The sequence below is a fragment of the Gordonia otitidis genome (assembly GCF_020735545.1).
Taxonomy (GTDB): domain Bacteria; phylum Actinomycetota; class Actinomycetes; order Mycobacteriales; family Mycobacteriaceae; genus Gordonia; species Gordonia otitidis.
In genome coordinates, this window is sequence record NZ_CP085974.1 from 413595 (window position 1) to 432406 (window position 18812).

Annotated in this window: 16 protein-coding genes; 9 read left to right on the forward strand and 7 right to left on the reverse strand. The window is 65.3% G+C overall.

The genetic code is table 11. The features are described from left to right. Positions 1-596 precede the first annotated feature (596 nt). The 4 genes from LK459_RS01825 (at position 597) to LK459_RS01840 (ending at position 5007) form a co-directional block, all read left to right on the forward strand. Positions 597-2102, forward strand: coding sequence for an APC family permease (locus LK459_RS01825; protein ID WP_227921425.1), 1506 nt, complete (start codon positions 597-599; stop codon positions 2100-2102). Beyond that, the gene (locus LK459_RS01830) at positions 2092-2973 is read left to right on the forward strand and encodes a universal stress protein (RefSeq protein WP_227921427.1); all 882 of its coding nucleotides are present in this window, start codon (positions 2092-2094) and stop codon (positions 2971-2973) included. Before LK459_RS01825 ends, LK459_RS01830 begins: the two co-directional genes overlap by 11 nt. Next, positions 2970-3737, forward strand: coding sequence for a type 1 glutamine amidotransferase (locus LK459_RS01835; protein WP_227921428.1), 768 nt, complete (start codon positions 2970-2972; stop codon positions 3735-3737). The genes LK459_RS01830 and LK459_RS01835 overlap by 4 nt, the downstream gene beginning before the upstream one ends. A gap of 349 nt (positions 3738-4086) precedes the next feature. Then, complete coding sequence (locus tag LK459_RS01840; RefSeq protein WP_227921430.1) at positions 4087-5007, forward strand: NAD-dependent epimerase/dehydratase family protein; 921 nt, start codon at positions 4087-4089, stop codon at positions 5005-5007. Positions 5008-5070: 63 nt separating this feature from the next. Here LK459_RS01840 and LK459_RS01845 read toward each other — a convergent pair whose 3' ends face one another. Beyond that, positions 5071-6492 carry an NAD(P)/FAD-dependent oxidoreductase gene (locus LK459_RS01845; RefSeq protein ID WP_227921432.1) on the reverse strand — a complete coding sequence of 474 codons (1422 nt, stop codon included), beginning with the start codon at positions 6490-6492 and terminating at the stop codon, positions 5071-5073. Further along, positions 6489-7997, reverse strand: a complete 1509-nt coding sequence (locus LK459_RS01850; protein ID WP_407648698.1) for a gamma-aminobutyraldehyde dehydrogenase — start codon at positions 7995-7997, stop codon at positions 6489-6491. Before LK459_RS01850 ends, LK459_RS01845 begins: the two co-directional genes overlap by 4 nt. 116 nt (positions 7998-8113) lie before the next feature. Between LK459_RS01850 and LK459_RS01855 the strand changes: the two genes are divergently transcribed. The 3 genes from LK459_RS01855 (at position 8114) to LK459_RS01865 (ending at position 11349) form a co-directional block, all read left to right on the forward strand. Then, positions 8114-8566 carry an Lrp/AsnC family transcriptional regulator gene (locus LK459_RS01855; RefSeq protein ID WP_227923531.1) on the forward strand — a complete coding sequence of 151 codons (453 nt, stop codon included), beginning with the start codon at positions 8114-8116 and terminating at the stop codon, positions 8564-8566. Beyond that, the gene (locus LK459_RS01860; RefSeq protein WP_227921435.1) at positions 8563-9936 is read left to right on the forward strand and encodes an aspartate aminotransferase family protein; all 1374 of its coding nucleotides are present in this window, start codon (positions 8563-8565) and stop codon (positions 9934-9936) included. Before LK459_RS01855 ends, LK459_RS01860 begins: the two co-directional genes overlap by 4 nt. A gap of 75 nt (positions 9937-10011) precedes the next feature. Continuing rightward, the gene (locus LK459_RS01865; RefSeq protein WP_227921436.1) at positions 10012-11349 is read left to right on the forward strand and encodes a D-alanyl-D-alanine carboxypeptidase family protein; all 1338 of its coding nucleotides are present in this window, start codon (positions 10012-10014) and stop codon (positions 11347-11349) included. A 41-nt stretch (positions 11350-11390) separates the two neighbouring features. Here LK459_RS01865 and LK459_RS01870 read toward each other — a convergent pair whose 3' ends face one another. The 3 genes from LK459_RS01870 to LK459_RS01880 all read right to left on the reverse strand — a co-directional run bounded on the left by LK459_RS01870 (position 11391) and on the right by LK459_RS01880 (position 14462). Next, positions 11391-12449 (reverse strand): YhjD/YihY/BrkB family envelope integrity protein, encoded by a 1059-nt coding sequence (locus LK459_RS01870; protein WP_007238711.1) that lies wholly within the window; start codon positions 12447-12449, stop codon positions 11391-11393. Between the two features lie 69 nt (positions 12450-12518). Beyond that, positions 12519-13571 (reverse strand): tryptophan--tRNA ligase, encoded by a 1053-nt coding sequence (gene trpS, locus LK459_RS01875; protein WP_227921438.1) that lies wholly within the window; start codon positions 13569-13571, stop codon positions 12519-12521. Positions 13572-13616: 45 nt separating this feature from the next. After that, complete coding sequence (locus LK459_RS01880; RefSeq protein WP_227921440.1) at positions 13617-14462, reverse strand: exodeoxyribonuclease III; 846 nt, start codon at positions 14460-14462, stop codon at positions 13617-13619. Between the two features lie 143 nt (positions 14463-14605). On the opposite strand from LK459_RS01880, the gene LK459_RS01885 reads away from it, so the two are divergent. Both LK459_RS01885 and bfr read left to right on the forward strand, forming a co-directional pair. Continuing rightward, the gene (locus LK459_RS01885; protein ID WP_083835901.1) at positions 14606-14797 is read left to right on the forward strand and encodes a (2Fe-2S)-binding protein; all 192 of its coding nucleotides are present in this window, start codon (positions 14606-14608) and stop codon (positions 14795-14797) included. A 95-nt stretch (positions 14798-14892) separates the two neighbouring features. Next, positions 14893-15378 carry a bacterioferritin gene (gene bfr, locus LK459_RS01890; RefSeq protein ID WP_007238714.1) on the forward strand — a complete coding sequence of 162 codons (486 nt, stop codon included), beginning with the start codon at positions 14893-14895 and terminating at the stop codon, positions 15376-15378. Between the two features lie 12 nt (positions 15379-15390). On the opposite strand, the gene LK459_RS01895 is transcribed toward bfr, so the two are convergent. Both LK459_RS01895 and LK459_RS23130 read right to left on the reverse strand, forming a co-directional pair. Next, complete coding sequence (locus LK459_RS01895; RefSeq protein WP_227921445.1) at positions 15391-16668, reverse strand: MFS transporter; 1278 nt, start codon at positions 16666-16668, stop codon at positions 15391-15393. 112 nt (positions 16669-16780) lie between these two features. Next, entirely contained in the window at positions 16781-18604 is a 1824-nt protein-coding gene (locus LK459_RS23130; RefSeq protein WP_265416854.1) for a cutinase family protein, read from the reverse strand. Positions 18605-18812 lie beyond the last annotated feature (208 nt).

Consider the following 18812-nt stretch of genomic DNA (forward strand, 5'->3'; position numbering starts at 1 on the left):
GAGTCCTTCCCCTATTTCCTGCGCCGAGTCGACGCTCTTCCCCTACTTCCTGCACCGCGCCGACGCTCTTCCCCTACTTCCTGCACCGCGCCGACGCTCTTCCCCTACTTCCAGCCACCGCGCCGCAACTCTTCCCCGGGTTTCTGCTCTTTCCCCGAGAAGTTCCCCGCGGAAACGCACACAACCCGCGGAAAGAGCCCTTCCCCCACTTCCAGCCACCGCGCCCACGCTCTTCCCCTACTTCCAGCCACCGCGCCGCAACTCTTCCCCGGGTTTCTGCTCTTTCCCCGAGAAGTTCCCCGCGGAAACGCACACAACCCGCGGAAAGAGCCCTTCCTCCACTTCCTGCACGGCGTCGACACTCTTCCCCCACTTCCAGCCACCGCCCGCAGACTGCACGCCCACATCACAACCGACTGCACCGCCGCAAGAAGTGAGCGAACCTAACTGTTTTCAGTACACTGAATCGGTCATTTACCGCGCATTTCGAAGCGTTCGAGGCCTTCGGCTGACTGTTTCGTCCGTCGCCGAGCGCAAAGCTTGCGGGAACCATAGTCTTGACCCACCACAGAGTGAGGTAGGGGGTGATCGAGGGCATGGCAGAGAAGGTTCACGCCGAGATCCAGTCGGGTGACAAGGGACTGCGCGCCGGGTCGATCGGACTGCTCGGCAACGTGATCATCGGCTTGTCGGCCGTCGCGCCCGCCTACAGCCTCGCCGCGACGCTCGGTTACGTCGTGGTGGCCGTGCACAGCAAGGCACCCGCCATGTTCGTGATCGCGTTCATCCCGATGCTGCTCGTGGCGTTTGCCTACCGGGAGCTCTCGCGCGATACCCCCGACTGCGGCACGACGTTCACCTGGGGCACCAAGGCCTTCGGCCCGTGGATCGGGTGGATCGGCGGCTGGGGCCTCGCGGTCTCTGCAATCATCGTGCTGGCCAACGTCGCCGAGATCGCGGCGGTGTACCTCTTACGCTTCCTGCACCTCGACTCACTCGCCGACAGCCTCTGGGCCAAGGTCACCCTCGGCTGCTTCTTCATCATCGTGATGACCTGGGTCAGTATCCGCGGCATCGTCATCAGCGAGCGCATCCAGTCGGTGCTGATGTTCATCCAGTTCGGCATCCTGATCCTGGCGAGTGTCATCGCGCTGGTGAAAGTGGCAACCAACCATGCAGGCCCCCAGGCGGTGACTCCGGAATGGGGCTGGTTGTCGCCGACCGGCCTGAGCCAGTCGTCGATCGCGGCGGCGGTGATCCTGTGCATCTTCATCTACTGGGGGTGGGACGCGTGCCTCGCCGTCGGCGAGGAAACCAAAGACCCGGAGAAGACCCCGGGACGCGCCGCTGTGATCTGCTGCCTGATCCTCGTGGCCACCTACGTGCTCGTCGCCTACGCGGTGGAGTCGTTCGCGGGCTTCGGCACAACCGGTATCGGTCTGAACAACCCCGACAACGCCGACGACGTGCTGACCATCCTCGGCGAGCCGGTCGCGGGCGCGGTGATGGCATCGGCGCTACTGCTCGTCGTCTGCATCTCAGCGCTGTCCTCGACGCAGTCGACGATCCTCCCCACTGCTCGGGGAACCCTGTCGATGGCTGTGTACAAAGCGCTGCCCCAACGTTTCGGCTACATCCACCCGCGGTACATGACACCGGCGTTCGGCACCGCGGTCATGGGCGCGTCGGCGCTGATCTTCTACCTCGTGTTGTCGTTCGCGAGTCAGAACACCCTTGCCGACTCGATCTCGTCGCTCGGCCTCGCTGTCGCGTTCTACTACGGCATCACCGCGTTCTCGTGCGTCTGGTACTTCCGCAGAACTCTGTTCGATTCCGCACGGAACTTCTTCATGCGCGGGCTCTTCCCACTTCTCGGCGGCATCGCGATGGCATGGGCGTTCATCAAGAGCGCCATCGACATGATCAATCCCGACTACGGTTCGACATCGGTCGGTGGGATCGGTGGCGTGTTCATCCTCGGTGTCGGCATGCTTGTCCTCGGAGTCCCGTTGATGCTCGCTTGCTGCGCCGCTGACAGCGACTTCTTCAGAGGTAAGACACTCGACGCAAATACCGAAGTGAAGGTCCCGGATGTCTACTGAGAACCCCAATCGTCTCGCCGTCGGCTATCTCGCCACACCGTCGGGCAACGACGGCGTTGCGCTCGCGTCGGCGATCGCTGCGAAGATCGGAGCCGCGCTCGACCTGATCTGCGTGATCCGGCCGATCCCCTACGACGGCCAGCCCGGCCTCGAGCAGTACATGGAGCGGCTGGAGAACCAGGCGTCGGAATGGCTCGCCGAAGGCGCCGCGCGTGTCCCCGACGGTATCGAGGTCCGGACGGTCGTCACGGTCAACGAATCGTTCACCGAAGGACTCGTCGAGGTCGCCGAGCAGTCCGGGGCGTCGATGATCATCATCGGCGGTACCGGCGACGGCATCTTCTCGCGTCATTCGCTCGGAACAGTGAGCACCGAACTGCTGCACTCGTCGCCCATCCCGGTCGGACTCGCACCTCGCGGCTACACCAAGCGCAAGGACGTCGTGATCGACCTGCTCACCGTGGCTGTGTCGACGAAACACTCCGATTCCGATCCGCTGCCATTCTCGATCGGATTCGCCGAACTCGCGTCCATCGACCTCCGACTCCTGTCACTCGTGTCGCTGGAGATTCCCGGCGCCGACGACGAGAGCCTCGCGGTGCGCAAGCAGCAGGTCCAGGCGGCTCGGACACTGCTCGAGGAAACCCGCGACCACGTCGACGCCGACCTTGACATCGAGGTACTCGTCGCCGACGGGAACACGCTCGACGAGGCGCTGGCCAATCTGCCGTGGGACGACAACGACATCATCGCGGTCGGCTCCGGACATCTCGGTAGCGAGAACCGCGTGTTCCTCGGTCCGACGGCGGCTCGGATCCTGAAGTGGACAACCGCGCCGGTCATCGTCGTGCCCCGCTCCACCACAGAATGAACGCATCGTCTGCCCCTGCGTCCGCCTCACCGATCCGGCTTCTCGAGCTCCGTCATGCCGAGATCGAATCTCTCGGGACCTACGCCGACGGACTTCCCGCAACCACCGAACTGCACACCGTCCGCACATGGCGCGAACCTCTCCCCGACGACCCGACCGTCTTCGACGGAATAGTGGCGATGGGCGGTCCCATGGGCGCCAATGACGGAGCACTCCACCCGTGGATCGATGCCGAGATCACGTTCCTGCACCGCGCGCTCGCCGCCGACGTCCCGGTTTTCGGCATCTGTCTCGGATCACAATTGCTCGCCGCTGCGGCAGGCGCCGCCGTCACGACGGGGCCCGCCGCCGAGATCGGGATCTGCAGCGTCGAATGGACCCAACAGGGCCTGGCTGATCCTGTCTGGAAGGGGCTGAGCGACAACACTTTCGACGTCATGCAGTGGCACTACGACACCTTCGGCCTACCCGAGGGTTCGGTACTGCTCGCGTCGTCGTCGGCTTACCCGAATCAGATGTTCCGGCTCGGCTCGAGCTACGGAATCCAATTCCATCTCGAGGTCGACACACGAGGCTTCGCCGAGTGGGTGGCCGACGACGACTACCGCGAGGAGATCGTCGGCGCATTGGGACCGCGGGGCCCAGAGCAAGCCATCGCCGGCCTCGCGGGGATCGAGTCTGACACCAGGTCAATGGCCGCCGCCGCGATGGCGCGCTGGGTTGAGCTCATCAGCACCGACCGCGGCGGTGAGGTCAGTTCGTGATCCGATCGAGCGGTTGCGCACCGCGAGAAGCGCCATAGCCGCGCGGTAGCCGCGGGAGTACCTGTGCCTCCGCCCGGAGCAGCCGACGCTGCCGTCGGGGGATCCGGGGGCTCCGGGGACTCCGAGCGCAACGTCGTGGAGTACGCACGCGACAAACAGTGCCTCTGCGTCCGCTTCGAGCCGGGCAAGCTCGACGAATGCCACCGTCCTGGCCCAGCCGAGAACGACTGCCGGTCGGACCGTGCGACGGGCACTTGTCAGATCGGCTGACCGAGAGCCGAACACCCCACCGGGGTTTCGAACCGCACCCGTTGTTGACAGTGCTTACATTGGAGCCTACCGTCGAACGATGCAGACGATCCTCGGCGCCAACGGGCAGATCGGCACAGAACTCGCCCGCGAACTCCACCGCAACCACACCCGCGACGTTCGCCTCGTGAGCAGACATCCCCGAAGCGTCAACGACTCCGACGAACTCGTCGCCGCCGATCTCATGGACGCGGCGCAGACCGATACGGCCGTTGCCGGCAGTGACATCGCCTACCTGACGGTCGGACTCCCTGCCGACTCGGAGATGTGGGCCCGACGGTTCCCGGTGATGATGGGCAACGTCATCGACGCGTGCGTCCGTCACGGCACGAGACTCGTGTTCTTCGACAACACCTACATGTATCCGATGACCAGCGAGCCGCAGACGGAGGACACCACGTTCCGGCCTTCGGGGAGCAAAGGACGTACCCGCGCCAAGACGGCAACCATGTTGCTCGACGCCATGGATGCCGGGACCGTAGACGCCGTGATCTGTCGCGCGCCCGAGTTCTACGGGCCTGGGAAAACCCAGAGTTTCACCAACGCACTGGTTTTCGACCGAGTCGCTCAGCACAAGAGGGCGCTCGTACCCGTCCGCGACGACACACTGCGCACGCTCATCTGGACTCCGGACGCCAGCCGCGCGATGGCCCTGATCGGAAACACCGAGTCGGCGTACGGACAGACATGGCATCTGCCCGTCGACGACAACCGTCGCACCTATGCACAGCTGATCGACCTCACCACGCGGGCGAGCGGACACGAGAACAAGTACACGGTGCTACCGGTGCCCGTCTTCGCTCTGGGGCGACTGTTCAGCAAGAACGCCCGCGAACTGTGGGAGTTGCTGCCGCGCTACGCGGTTGACACCATCTTCGTCTCCGACAAGTTCACGCGCGCTTTCCCCGACTTCGCCGTCACCACCTATGACGCGGGCGTCGCTCAACTGCTTGCCACATAGCCGCGCGCGGGTGGCGCGGCGTCGTCGCAGCTCGTCGGGTACGCCCTTCAGCACCTACTCCGATCAGCTGTCGAAGCCCAGCCCGATCTTGTCCATCACCGTCAGCCACACACCACGCTTACCCCGACGACGCTCACTGCGTGCCAGCTCGCGTCGGGTCATGTTGATGCCGAACGCGCGCAAGGGTTCCGGCGGGAACGGGATCGGCTTGGAGCGCACCATGTTCAGGCGCGTGCGCTCGGTGTCCGCACCGTCGACGAGGTCGAGTGCCGTCGCAGCGGCGAAGTGGGAAGCCCCCACGCCCAGTCCGGTGAACCCGACCGCGGTCACGACGCGCCCGCCGTACGAGCGGTCCCAGAACGCACAGAACCGCGAGCAGGTGTCGATCGCCCCGCCCCACGCGTGACTTGCACGGATGCCCTCGAGTTGCGGGAACATCTGCAACAGGTGTTCGCCGAGTAGCGCGAACTCGCGCGGCTCCTGCTGGTGGCGTGGCGAGTCGTCGGAGCCGTAGTGGTACAACGCATCCCACCCGCCGAACAGGATCCGGTTGTCGGCCGTCAGTCGGAAGTAGTGGAACCGCGGCCCCGCGTCGGCGAGCCCCTCCCGGCCCGCCCAGCCGATCGAGTCGAGCTGCTCGACGGACAGTGGTTCGGTCATGATCGCGTAGTCCCAGACGGGGACGGTGTAGAGCCTCAGTCGCCGGACCAACGACGGGCTCGCCGACGTCGCGAGCACCGCACGGTCGGCGACGACCTCACCGAGGCCCGTGGTGAGCCGCAGCGCCTCGCCCTCACCGGTGATGCCGGTGACCTCCGACTGTTCGAAGATCTGCACGCCGAGACGCTCTGCGGCGTCGGCGAGACCCCAGGCCAACCGAGCCGGGTCGAGCATGATCACGTCGGGATCGAATACCGCACCAGCGACCATCGGCGAGTCGACGCGCTCACGCGCCTGTGCCTGCGTCAGCAGAGGCAGGTCTTCGCCGAGTTGCTTCGCCGAGTCGGCGTACTCCGCCAATTCGGCTGCCTGCCAGTCGAAGTTGGCGAAGTCCAGTTCCCCGGTCCGCTCGGCGTCTGCGGAGATACCGTGCCTACGGATCGCTGCGTCGATCTCGTCGAGCGTCTCGTGGCCGAGGCGCAACAGCGTGGGGAGTTCGTCGGCAAAACGCTCCATGCCGTTTCCCAGCCCGTGGGTCAGACTCGCCGAGCAGAACCCCCCGTTGCGTCCACTCGCGTGCTCGGCGATGCGGTCGCGTTCGATGAGCACGATACGACGGCCCGGATTGCGCTCCGCCGCCTGCACCGCGGTCCACAGTCCGGTGAAACCACCGCCGACCACGACAAGATCGGCGGTGACCTCTCCGAGCACGCGCGGACGCGGCGCGGGACGGTCGTCCCGATCAAGCCAATACGACGACGGCGCGGCCGATGAGACCACCGCTGCTCCGCGCGCCGTGGGCTCGGTAGCCCATGCCCCACTCATGACTGCGCCTCTCCGGTGTTGGTGAACACCGTTCGGTGCCAAGGCTTCCGAGCGACACCGGTGATGTCGCTCATCACGTGCTTGACGGTCAGGTATTCGTCGAGCGAGTAAGTCGACATGTCCTTGCCGAAACCCGACGCCCCCACGCCACCGTGCGGCATCTCGCTGATGATCGGGATGTGGTCGTTGATCCACACGCAGCCTGCCGTGATCTCCCGGCTCGCCCGCTGCGCGCGATAGACGTCACGTGTCCAGGCCGACGCCGCGAGCCCGTAGACGGTGTCGTTGGCGCGACGCAGCGCGTCGTCGTCGTCGGTGAAGCTCGAGACGGTCAGCACCGGACCGAAGACCTCGTCGCGGTAGATCTCGGAGTCCTCGGCAACGTCGGCGATGAGCGTGGACGGATAGAAGCTGCCGGGACCGTCGGGGAGCACCCCACCGGTCACCACTCGCGCGCCGGCGGAGCGTGCGCGTTCCACCATGCCCGCGACCTTGTCGCGGTGCGCGAGCGAGATGAGTGAGCCCATGTCGGTCTCGGGATCGCGGGGATCGCCGACCCGCACCGACGCCATGACGTCGGCGACGCCCGACACGAAGTCGTCGTAGAGCGACGGCGCGACGATCGCGCGTGTGGCTGCCGTGCAGTCCTGACCGGCGTTGATGAGGGCTCCGGCCACGGCACCCTGGATCGCGGCATCGAGATCGGCGTCGTCGAACACGACGAACGGAGCCTTGCCGCCGAGCTCGAGTTGTACGCGCGTACCGTTCGTCGCGGCCTGGGACATCACCATGCGACCGACCTGAGTGGAGCCGGTGAAGGTCACGATGTCGATGTCGGGGTGCCCGGCGATCGCAGCTCCCACGTCCGCTCCGGTGCCGACCACGACGTTGAAGACGCCGTCGGGCACGCCCGCCTCGGTGGCCAGGCGTGCCAGCGTGAGCGTCGTGAGCGGGGTGATCTCGGCGGGTTTGAGAACCACCGAGCAGCCGGCGGCCAACGCGGGCAGCACTTTCCACACTGCCATCTGCAGCGGATAGTTCCACGGGGTGATGGAGCCGACGACCCCGACGGGTTCGCGTCGGATCGACGATGTGTGCTCGCCCGAGTACTCCGCACTCGCCTTCCCGTCGAGGTTGCGGGCAACGCCGGCGAAGAAGTCGACGTTGTCGATGCTGCCGGGGACGTCGAATTCGGTGGCGAGGCGGATCGCCTTGCCGGTATGCGACACCTCCTCGTTCGCCAGCAGTGTGGCGTTGGCGTCGAGTAGGCGCGCGAAGGTGTGCAGCACAGCAGACCGCTCGGCCGGCGTTGCCCCACCCCAGTCGTGTTGTGCACGCGCGGCATGTGCGACCGCGGAGGTAACGTCGGAGGCAGAGGCGAGCGCGAGGTGCGCCACCGTGGCGCCGGTGGCGGGATCGATCACAGTGTGGTCGCTGCCCGATCCGCTGTACGGAGCACCGTCGACCCAACCGCTGGGAACTGTCGTGATGGTTGACACGACCACTGACGATACTGCGTGGACAACGGATTCACGACTTGAAGAGCCAATCTGATACCGAAACCGTGGTTTCGGTTGCCAATATCTGCTGAATCCGCCACCATCGACGTGTGGCCGAACCAATGCCGACACACCTCGACGCCATCGCGAAGAAGATCATCGAAGAGCTCCAGGCCGATGGTCGGAGTTCGTACGCGGCGATCGGCAAATCCGTCGGCCTGTCTGAGGCAGCGGTGCGCAACCGGGTGCAGAAGCTCAGCGAGAGCGGCCTGTTGCAGATTGTCGCGGTGACCGATCCTCTCAAACTCGGTTTCTCCCGACAGGCCATGATCGGCATCCGCTGCACCGGAGACACGGAGCGATTGGCACGCCAACTCGCCGAGCACCCCGAGATCGATTACGTGGTGCTCACCGCGGGCACCTACGACATCATGATCGAGGTCGTCTGCGAGGACGACGACCATCTGCTCGACATCATCAACCGCAGGGTTCGAACACATCCCGAGGTGAACTCGACCGAGACCCTCGTTTATCTGAAACTAGTGAAACAGCAATACAATTGGGGTACACGATGACCGCATCCACAACAGAATCCCTCGGGCAGCGCAGCGCGGCGCACCTGTGGGGGCACTTCTCCCGCCATGGCGACGAGATAACGCCACCGGTGATCACCCGGGGTGAGGGCGCGCGAATCTTCGACGACCGCGGTCGCAGTTATCTCGACGGCCTCGCGGGACTGTTCGTCGTCCAGGTCGGTCACGGCCGCGATGAACTCGCCGAGGCGGCGGCCAAGCAGGCCAAGGAGCTGGCGTTCTTCCCGTTGTGGTCCTACGCCACTCCTCCCGCGATCGAACTCGCCGAACGGCTCGCGGCGAATGCCCCGGGCGATCTCAACCGCGTCTTCTTCACCAGCGGTGGCGGCGAAGCCGTCGAAAGCGCGTGGAAGCTCGCCAAGCAGTACTTCAAGCTCACCGGAAAGCCGTTGAAGCACAAGGTGATCTCACGTTCGATCGCCTATCACGGCACCCCGCAGGGAGCCCTGGCGATCACCGGCATCCCGGACCTCAAGAAGATGTTCGAACCGCTGACCCCCGGTGGGTTCCGCGCACCGAACACCAACATCTATCGCGCCCCCGACGAGGAGCTGGCCGCGGACCCGAAGAAGTTCGGCCGCTGGGCGGCCGACCGCATCGCCGAAGCCATCGAATTCGAAGGCCCGGACACCGTCGCCGCCGTGTTCCTCGAACCCGTCCAGAATGCGGGCGGCTGCTTCCCGCCGCCGCCCGGCTATTTCGAACGCGTGCGCGAGATCTGCGACGAATACGACGTGCTCTTGGTGTCCGACGAGGTGATCTGCGCGTTCGGCCGCATCGGATCGATGTTCGCCTGCCAGGACTTCGGCTACACACCCGACATCATCACGTGCGCCAAGGGCATGACTTCCGGCTACTCCCCGATCGGCGCGATGATCGCCAGTGAACGGCTCTTCGAGCCGTTCAACGACAACACGACGACCTTCGCACACGGCTACACCTTCGGCGGACACCCCGTGTCGTCGGCGGTGGCCCTGGCCAATCTCGACATCTTCGAACGAGAAGGACTCAACGACCACGTGAAGTCCACCGCACCGGCGTTCCGCTCGACGCTGGAGAAGCTCTACGACCTCCCGATCGTCGGCGATGTGCGTGGCGAAGGGTTCTTCTACGGCATCGAGCTGGTCAAGGACAAGACCACCAAGGAGACGTTCACCGAGACGGAGTCCGAACGCATCCTGCGTGGATTCCTGTCGACCGCACTCTTCGACGCCGGTCTCTACTGTCGGGCCGACGACCGCGGAGACCCGGTCATCCAGCTCGCGCCGCCGCTGATCTGCGGACAGGCCGAGTTCGACGAAATCGAACAGATCCTGCGTGGAGTCCTGACCGACGCGTACGCGCTGCTCTGACCACGGGCCCCGACACGACGGATCACCGCGAGGCAGGCTACCGGCTGCATGCTGCGGCCGGTAGCCTGCTCAGCGATGCACTCCTTCGCAGCGCCGGCTCGACGCTCCCTCCGCCGACTCGCGGCACGCGGCATTCTCGCGTCGATCGTCACGGTCGGCGTCGTCGTGGGGATGTCCGACGCTCCGCTGAATGCCGCTCCGTTGTCACCGCCTGCGATGACAACGCCGAACACCGACCACTGCCCGCAGCGGGTCACGCCGCCTGCCCCGGTCGATGAATCGGAGGTCGTTGCACCGGGCTCGACGACTCCCACACCACTGCCCGTGCATTCCCCACCGGTCGGCGGGGACAAGCTCGGCGCCTGCGGCGTTGTTGCCGACCCTGCAGCCGGACCTGTCCCCGGCCGGCTGACCTCTGCCGCCTGGCTCGTCGCCGATCTCGACAGTGGCGCGGTGATCGCGGCCAAGGACCCGCACGGGCGCTACCGCCCGGCGTCGACCATCAAAGTCCTGTTGGCACTGACCGCGCTGCGTGCAGGCGCCCCGCTCGACAAGCCGGTGACCGCCACACCGGAGGACTGGAGCGTCGAGGGAGACGCGTGCGGCATGGGGCCGGGTGGCCGATACACCATGCGCGACATGATGATCGGACTGCTCATGGTGTCCGGAAACGATTGCGCGCACGTCATCGCCCGCGAGCTCGGCGGCGTCGACACCACGCTGCGCAAGATGAACGACCTCGCCCACAGCCTCAACGCCGACGACACCCGGGCGACGACACCATCGGGTCTCGACGCTGCCGGAATGTCGACGTCGCCGTACGATCTCGCACTGATCTTCCGTGCCGCCATGCAGAATTCGACTTTTCGCGAGATCATCGCGATGCCGAACCACACCTTTCCCGGCTACCCGAAGCGAGCGGATGTCCCGGGCGACGTCGACCACCCCGGATACCTGATGCAGACATCCAATCACCTTCTCCTCGACGGTGATCCGGGTGCACTCGGCGGCAAGACCGGCTATACCGACGACGCGCAGAAGACCTTTGTCGGCGCAGCCAAGCGTGACGGTAGGACCGTCCTCATCGTCCAGATGTACGGTTTGTCGACCGCCGACGACAACTACTGGGACCAAGCACGCTCACTCGTTGCGTACGGCGCACACGCTCCACGCGAGGTGCAGGTGGGCGAGCTCGCGTCCCCCGACGAGCCGGCCGCGACGGGCGGCGACGGCACCCGAACCGGGGCCACCACGGGCTCGGACGTCACCACCGCTGAGACGTCGGCTCAGCATGGTGCCGCGCAACAGGACCCGGCGTCGCCGTGGTCGGTCCGAATCCTCGTCGGGCTGGTCGGACTGCTGGTGGCGCTTCTCCTGCTGTTGGTTGCGCTGCGACTCTTCCGACGACGCTGATCTCACGACCAACGAAGCCACACCGTCGAAAGCCGTGACGCTCAGTCGCTTTTCTTGTGTCGGGCGACGAGCGCCATGGCGGCACCGACCGCCGCCGCTGCGCCGAGGGCCCCCGGCTTGGGAACCGGATTGACCTCGTAGACCGGACGCACCACGACGGTGGGCGGCTCGGGCTGTTCGGTGGGGTCGACCACCTGGAATGCCTCGTTCGCGGTGTCGGTGGCACACCATGCCGTGGCGTAGAGGACGATTCGCGATGCGAGGTACCCGAACACCATGATGCCGAGCAAGGGACCGAACGCGGCGCCCGCCGGGCTGCTCAGTACCGACTTCAGGTAGATCCCAGCCACCGATTTGAGGACCTCGAAGATGACCGCGGTCAACAGGGCAGCTTTCAGTACGTTGCGAAAAGGCAGCCGATTCAACGGAAGTCGAGCGAACACGAAGACGAAGAGCAGCCACGTCGCGGCCAGCGATACCGCGATCGCCAGAATGCGGACGAACACCGTGGAGCCGGTGAAGCCGTCGACGTGGGTCCACTCGAGGATCTTGTTGATCAGGCCGCTGTTGCCCAACGCTGTGAGACCGAGGGTCACCAGGAACGCGATGCCGAGCAACACGAAGATCACCAGGTCGCTGAGTTTGGACTTCACCGCGTTGCGTTCGACGCGTCCCCCATACATCTCGGTCATTCCGATACGCACCCCGGAGATCCAGCCGATGCCCGTCAACGCCGCACCGACGAGACCGATGATGCCGACGGTCGCGCGCGACTGGATGGCCGAGTCGATAGCGCTCTCCACCGTCGTGCCGAGCTCACCGGGCATCGCCTTGACGATCTCGTCCTTGATGCTGTCGAGCCATTCCGGATGAGCGGCGAGGACAAAGCCGCCGACCGAGAAGGCGACCATGATGATCGGCACGATAGAGAGAATGCCGGTGAATGTGATACTCGCGGCGTAGAGATTGCCGCGACGATCGTTGTATCGCTCGAGAGTCCGCAGGATGTGGTCGAGCCAGCCCCACCGCTGCCTTGCCGACTCGAACTCGTCCTTGCCGCGGGCGACAAGCGCTTTGCCCGAATCGATCACCGAAGCCATGGGCTCTCGTCTCCGCTCGGTCGATGTTGTTCCCTGCACTCCGTGTCTACCGGAAACAACGGCGGGAGGTCAGGATTTGGTTTCTGACACGCGCGGCGCGAGGAACCCGACCTTGTCGTAGACATCGCGCAGCGTCGACGACGCCACCGAGCGTGCGCGGTCCGCGCCGTCGGCGAGGATGCCGTCGAGATATGCGGGGTCGGCGAGGTACTCGTCGACTCGTCCACGAAGAGGCGTGACGAAGTCGCTGAGTACGTCGGCGGTCTCGACCTTCAGATCGCCGTATCCCTTGCCCTCGTACTTGGCGACGAGATCGGCGATCTCGACACCCGACAGCGCCGACTGGATGGTGAGCAGATTCGAGACACCCGGCTTGTTCTCGGGGTCGAACGCGATCTCGCTGCCCGTGTCGGTCACCGCCGACCGGATCTTCTTGGCCGACCGCTTCGGGTCGTCGAGCAGATTGATGAGTCCCTTGTCGGTCTCCGCCGACTTGCTCATCTTCGCCGTCGGGTTCTGCAGGTCGTAGATCTTCGCGAACTCCTTGACGATGTACGCCTGCGGCACAGTGAACGCCTTGCCGAACCGCTTGTTGAATCGCTGAGCGAGATCGCGGGTCAACTCGAGATGCTGTCGCTGGTCCTCGCCGACGGGAACCTGGTCGACCTGGAACGCGAGGATGTCGGCCGCCATCAGAATCGGATAGGTGAACAACCCGACGCTCGACGACTCGACGCCCTGCTTGGCGGTCTTGTCCTTGAACTGGGTCATCCGGCTCGCCTCACCGAACCCGGTGATGCAGTTGAGAACCCAGGTCAGCTGGGCGATCTCGGGGACGTGCGATTGCACGTAGACGGTCGAGCGCGCCGGATCGACACCGACGGCCAGCAATTGTGCCACCGACATCCGGGTGCGCTCCGCGAGCACCGACGGATCGAACTGCACCGTCAATGCGTGCATGTCCGGAATGAAGTAGAAGGCGTCGAACTCGTCCTGCAGATCAACCCACTGGCGTACGGCCCCGAGGTAGTTACCGAGGTGGAAGGAGTCGCTGGTGGGCTGGATACCCGACAACACCCGCCGCCGCGTACTCGACGCAGGCGATTTCTCGACGTCGCTCATGATCTCCAGTGTCTCAGACGGGCGCACCTGAGTTTTCTACAGGCGTCAGTCGACGATGACGGTCACCGGGGCGTGATCGGACCACCGTCGGTCGTAGGCATCGGCGCGATCGACGAAGGCCTTGGACACACGCGTGGCCATCGCCTTGTTGGCGAGGTGATAGTCGATCCGCCAACCGGCGTCGTTGTCGAATGCCTTTCCGCGCCATGACCACCACGAGTACGGCCCGTCGACGTCCGGATGGAGGTCTCGCATCACATCGGACCATCCCGACGCGAGCAGCCCGCCGACCCACTCGCGCTCATGGGGCAGGAACCCCGGGCTCCGCAGATTGCCCTTCCAGTTCTTGATGTCGTGCTCGGCATATGCGATGTTCCAGTCGCCGCCGACCATCACCGGACGCCTCTTCCGAGCCAGCGATCCGAGGTGGGAACCGAAGGCGTCCAGGAAGCGCTTCTTCTCGGCGAACTTCTCCGCCTCCTTCTCCGACGACGCCGACGTCGGAACCGCCGCACCCTTGGGCAGATAGAGACTCGCAACGGTGACCGCACCGCTCTCGGTATCCAGATCGGCTTCGAGATACCTTCCGGTGGAGTCGAATTCGTCGCTACCGAATCCCACCCGGACCGCAGAGGGCTCCATCCTGCTGAGCACCCCGACGCCCGCATGGCCCTTGACGACCGATTCGGTCATCGCCAGGTGCCAACCGTCGTCGAGCAGCGGCGCGAGGACGTCTCTGGTCTGGTCTTCGGTGGCGCGAACCTCCTGGAGGAGAACGATGTCGGTTCCGGCCGAGCGCACCCACGGGACGAATCCCGGGTTGCTATCCGAGCGCACCTTCGTCGCCGCACGGATGCCGTTCACATTCACTGTGGTGATCGCAGTTGGCACGGTGCACCAGGGTACGGCGGGGCACCGACACCGACGTCGACGCACCCTGTCGTCGTTGTTCGGAATCAGTCCAAAAGGTAAGGCAACCCTTGCAGTCCGTCGGCTTTTATGTAAACCTTGCCTAATAGATTGCGAGGTGCGAGATGTTCGTGTGTATTTGCCGGGCCGTCACTGTGGACGAGGTCCACGAACACTGCGACGCGGGGGCCGACACTCCCGATGCCGTCAGTGAGCGCTGCGGCGCAGGCGAGGGCTGCGGAACTTGCATCGAACGTCTCACCCAGATCGTCAGTTCACGATGCGCCGGAAGGGTCGCCACAACTAGCGCAGCCTAGCCTGACCTGCACGAACACCCCGTGGGGATAGCGCCCACGGGGTCTTTTGGCGTGCTAGGTTCACTGTCACCAACAGTCCGAACCGGAGGTATGCCATGCGTGGTGACGATGAGGTCATCGCTCTACTCAACGAGCAATTGACCAGTGAACTCACCGCCATCAACCAGTACTTCCTGCACTCCAAGATGCAGGCCAACTGGGGCCTGACCGAGGTCGCCGCGAAGACGCGGGAGGAATCGATCGAGGAGATGACCCATGCGGAGATCCTCACCGATCGCATCCTCTTCCTCGAGGGTCTGCCGAACTATCAGAAGCTGTTGCCCTTGCGCATCGGGCAGACCATTCGCGAGCAGTTCGAGTCCGACCTCGCGATCGAGCTCGAGGTCGTCGACCGGTTGAAGCCGGGTATCTCGCTGTGCCGCGAGAAGCAGGACATCACCACAGCCAAGCTCTTCGAACAGATCCTCAAGGACGAAGAGCACCACATCGACTACCTGGAGACACAGCTCGAGCTGCTCGACAAGCTCGGTGAGCCCCTCTACTTGTCGAAGACGATCGCCACGCCCCCCGAGGTGGGCTGAGCGGACTGTCGCTCATCGAGACCCGACCCCGGCATCTGACGGTGCCGGGGTCGGCGTCGTCGTACGCCTGGCAGCAGTCAACGCCACGCCCAGTACGACTATCCCCGCGAGTGCGAGACCCGCACCCAGTACCGACGGTGCGCGATACCCGAGACCTGCAGCAATCGCGACGCCACCGAGCCATGCCCCGAGCGCGTTCGCGATGTTGAGTGCGGAGTGGTTGAGCGCCGCGGCGAGCGTCTGGGCGTCGTCGGCGACGTCCATGAGCCGCGTCTGCAGCGCGGGCACCATCGCCGTGGCGCTGACCCCGACCAGGAACGTCAGAGGCACGGCGGCCCATGCCGAGGTCACGAACGCCGCGAACAGCCCGAGCACGGCGGCGGTGGCGATGAGCCCGACCAGGATGGCTCGCGGCACGCTCGAATCCGCGGCCGCACCGCCGACGAGATTTCCCACCACCATGCCGACACCGAACACCATCAGCACCACCGGAACCCAACCAACCGAGATGCCCGACAGACTGGTCAGCGCGGTGTTCAGGTACGTGTAGAACGCGAACATCCCGCCGAAACCGACGACGCCGATCGCGAGCGTCAACCACACCTGCGACCGCGTCAGCGCGCCGAGCTCGGTGAGCGGATTGGTGACCGTCATGTCGTCGAGAGCGGGGAGCGTGACGTAGAGCGCACCGATCGTCACGACACCGATGATCACGACGACGACGAAAGCAGCTCTCCAGCCGAAACTTTCGCCGAGCCAGGTCGCCATCGGGACCCCCGCGACATTGGCCACCGAGAGCCCGAGCAGAACCAGCCCGACAGCCTTCGCACGATGTCGGGGTCCTGCGAGGTGCGCCGCCACGAGGGCCGCGACACCGAAGTAGGCACCATGCGGTAGACCCGCCACGAATCGGGCGACCATGAGCGTCCCGAAGTTCGGCGCCAACACGGTCGCGGCGTTGCCGACGGTGAACGCCACCATCAGCCCGATCAACAGCGTGCGTCGAGACATTCGCGCGGTCAGTGCGGCGATGAGCGGCGCACCGACCACCACACCCAGCGCGTACGACGACACCACATAACCTGCCGTCGGTTCAGAGACATCCACCGACGATGCGATGTTCGGCAGAAGCCCCATCGCAACGAACTCGGTGGTCCCGATCCCGAATCCACCCAGCGCCATCGCGAGCATGGCGAACCGACGAGTGGCGTCCGAATGAACGACGGTCGGGGTCGCCACCGTCGCGGCGCGGCTGCCTGTCGGATTCTTGTCGGTGCTGGTGAACGGCATTCACGCTGCAACGAGGACGCCGGTTGGCGCGATTCCACCTTCGACGGTGAGATCGTTCACACGAGTCGACGTCGGGACCAGCTGTCGACGTCGGAAGCGGCAATCGTGCGAGTCAGGCGGCCGGTGCGCCCTGCGTTTCCCGCTTCGTGCTCGCGACCTCATTCGATGACGCGTCAGGCGCGGACTGCTCGGGTACCGGGTCCTCACGCTGCGGCGTCCCCGCCTGCGCACTGTCGCCCGGTTGCGGCTGCTTGGATCCGTCGACCGGCTGCGGCTGCGTAGATCCCTCGTTCGGCTGCGGCTGCGGAGATCCCTCGCCCGGCTGCGGCGATCCGTCGCCGGTGGGAGCGGGTAGTGGCGACGTCGCGCCGGCGACGTTCCCACCATCTGCTGCGCCACCACTTCCGGGCTCACCATTTCCCGGCTCGTTACCTACCGCGCCGCCACCTGCTGTGCCACCACCTGCTGTGCCACCACGTTCTCCCCCACCACCGTGGTTTTCGCCGGGTGTGGTCGCCGGAGCGTCTGTGCCGTGCTCCGCGCTCTCCCCCTCGGTGACGGCAGCATCGTTACCGAGAGCCCTCTCGTCGAGCCGGTCTCCCTGCGTGGTGGTGCCCTGCCCCAACGCCGACAGTGCGTCGACGGATGGGGTTTGGCCCGCAGTTGTGGGGGCGCGGAGCGACGCGAGCCACTCTTCGAACGCCACCAGCGACGGCCGGTACGCGGGGCCCGGAATCCCACTGACATCGCGGCCGGTGAGCGTGTACGCCCAGAACCTGGCGAAGTTCACCGGCATCTGCGCGATACTCCGCACGCTGGCACTCAACGAGTCGACGCCCTTCGCCCAGAGGTCGGGGTTCCAGGTCCTCAAGCCGTTGGCCATGTCCTGCAGTGCGAAGACGTCCGTGAGCACTCCGCCGTAGCCGAGGTCGGGCAACTGCGGGAACCATCCCATCGCCCACCTGATCGGTGGCTGAAACGTCGCGAGTGTGATGCCGAGGATGTTCGGGAGCGTGAGTCTGTCCCCCATCAGATCGGGCACGGTCCAATCGATGCCGAGCTTGTCGACGAACTGCTGGGTACGAACCCACATCGACGACGGCACCACCAGTACACAGCTCGTGAGCTGACCGGTCTCGACACAATCGAGTGGCTTCACACCCCACGCATCCCACAGCGCGCCGTCGGTGGTCGGGAGATACATGTACAGCGGGTACAGGCCGTGCTTGGCCCAGTAGCCGATGAACCCGTCGAGCGCGCCGAGAGGATCGTGCAGCGGGTCGGGCAGGTCGCAGATCGGGTCTCCGCTGAAACAGACGGTGGTCACGGGAAGACCACCGAAGTCGTCGACGCTTCGCGCGCCGGCCATCGTGAGACCGGGGAGCACGCCGACCATCACGAGTTCGATGCCCTCTCCGTACAGGTTCCCGGCCTGCCGCGGATCGGAATAGAGCAGCCCCGACACCTCGTCGCGCGAGATGTCGTAACCCGATGTCTGCCGCGTACCGATGGCAGTGAGTACGTCGCCTGCGATACCCGCGCCCTGCGAGTAGCCGACGATCACGACCGGTTTACCCTCGCACGACGCCTGATAGCGCTCGACGGTCGAGAGCGTCGCCGCAACGCCCTCGGACTGACTGGCGTCGAACCCGAAGGAACCCATCGGCCAGATGGATGCCGGATATTCGACGCGTTGAACCGTGTAGCCGGCGTACTTGTCCTGACGGGTGACACCGTCGAGCAGATGGGCATCGGGATCCCAGGTACCCCCGACGAGCACGAGCGATCCGCTGCCACATTCGGTGTCGACGGCACCGGCGCGCGCCACACCGGCGCCTGAGGTCTGCCCGATCGTCAGCAGTACCGCGGCAACAAAGGCGAGGCCCAGTGTGCTCAGGGCCGTGATCGATCGCCGGACACCGAAATGAGCACCCATACCGTCTCCACCTATCCAGCTCGGCCGGTGTGCACCGCTATGCGGCGTCGAAGTTCCCGGGTCCGATACGAATGATCGGATGGTAGGAGCGGCACGACGACGGCACCGTCGAATTCCTGATCAGCAGGCGAACTCGCGGTGACAGAGCGTCGAATTCCCCCGATCGGACTACACACCCGGATGATTTTGCGCCCGGCAGAGCACGTCG

Bases quoted from the DNA above. Each gene is read 5' to 3' on its own strand.
- LK459_RS01840 (WP_227921430.1), top strand. From the start codon at position 4,087: ATGCAGACGATCCTCGGCGCCAACGGGCAGATCGGCACAGAACTCGCC.
- LK459_RS01895 (WP_227921445.1), bottom strand. From the start codon at position 16,668: ATGCCGTTCACCAGCACCGACAAGAATCCGACAGGCAGCCGCGCCGCG.
- LK459_RS01830 (WP_227921427.1), top strand. From the start codon at position 2,092: ATGTCTACTGAGAACCCCAATCGTCTCGCCGTCGGCTATCTCGCCACA.
- trpS (WP_227921438.1), bottom strand. From the start codon at position 13,571: ATGAGCGACGTCGAGAAATCGCCTGCGTCGAGTACGCGGCGGCGGGTG.
- bfr (WP_007238714.1), top strand. From the start codon at position 14,893: ATGCGTGGTGACGATGAGGTCATCGCTCTACTCAACGAGCAATTGACC.
- LK459_RS01865 (WP_227921436.1), top strand. From the start codon at position 10,012: ATGCACTCCTTCGCAGCGCCGGCTCGACGCTCCCTCCGCCGACTCGCG.
- LK459_RS01835 (WP_227921428.1), top strand. From the start codon at position 2,970: ATGAACGCATCGTCTGCCCCTGCGTCCGCCTCACCGATCCGGCTTCTC.
- LK459_RS01870 (WP_007238711.1), bottom strand. From the start codon at position 12,449: ATGGCTTCGGTGATCGATTCGGGCAAAGCGCTTGTCGCCCGCGGCAAG.
- LK459_RS01845 (WP_227921432.1), bottom strand. From the start codon at position 6,492: ATGAGTGGGGCATGGGCTACCGAGCCCACGGCGCGCGGAGCAGCGGTG.
- LK459_RS01885 (WP_083835901.1), top strand. From the start codon at position 14,606: ATGTTCGTGTGTATTTGCCGGGCCGTCACTGTGGACGAGGTCCACGAA.
- LK459_RS01855 (WP_227923531.1), top strand. From the start codon at position 8,114: ATGCCGACACACCTCGACGCCATCGCGAAGAAGATCATCGAAGAGCTC.
- LK459_RS01860 (WP_227921435.1), top strand. From the start codon at position 8,563: ATGACCGCATCCACAACAGAATCCCTCGGGCAGCGCAGCGCGGCGCAC.
- LK459_RS01825 (WP_227921425.1), top strand. From the start codon at position 597: ATGGCAGAGAAGGTTCACGCCGAGATCCAGTCGGGTGACAAGGGACTG.
- LK459_RS23130 (WP_265416854.1), bottom strand. From the start codon at position 18,604: ATGGGTGCTCATTTCGGTGTCCGGCGATCGATCACGGCCCTGAGCACA.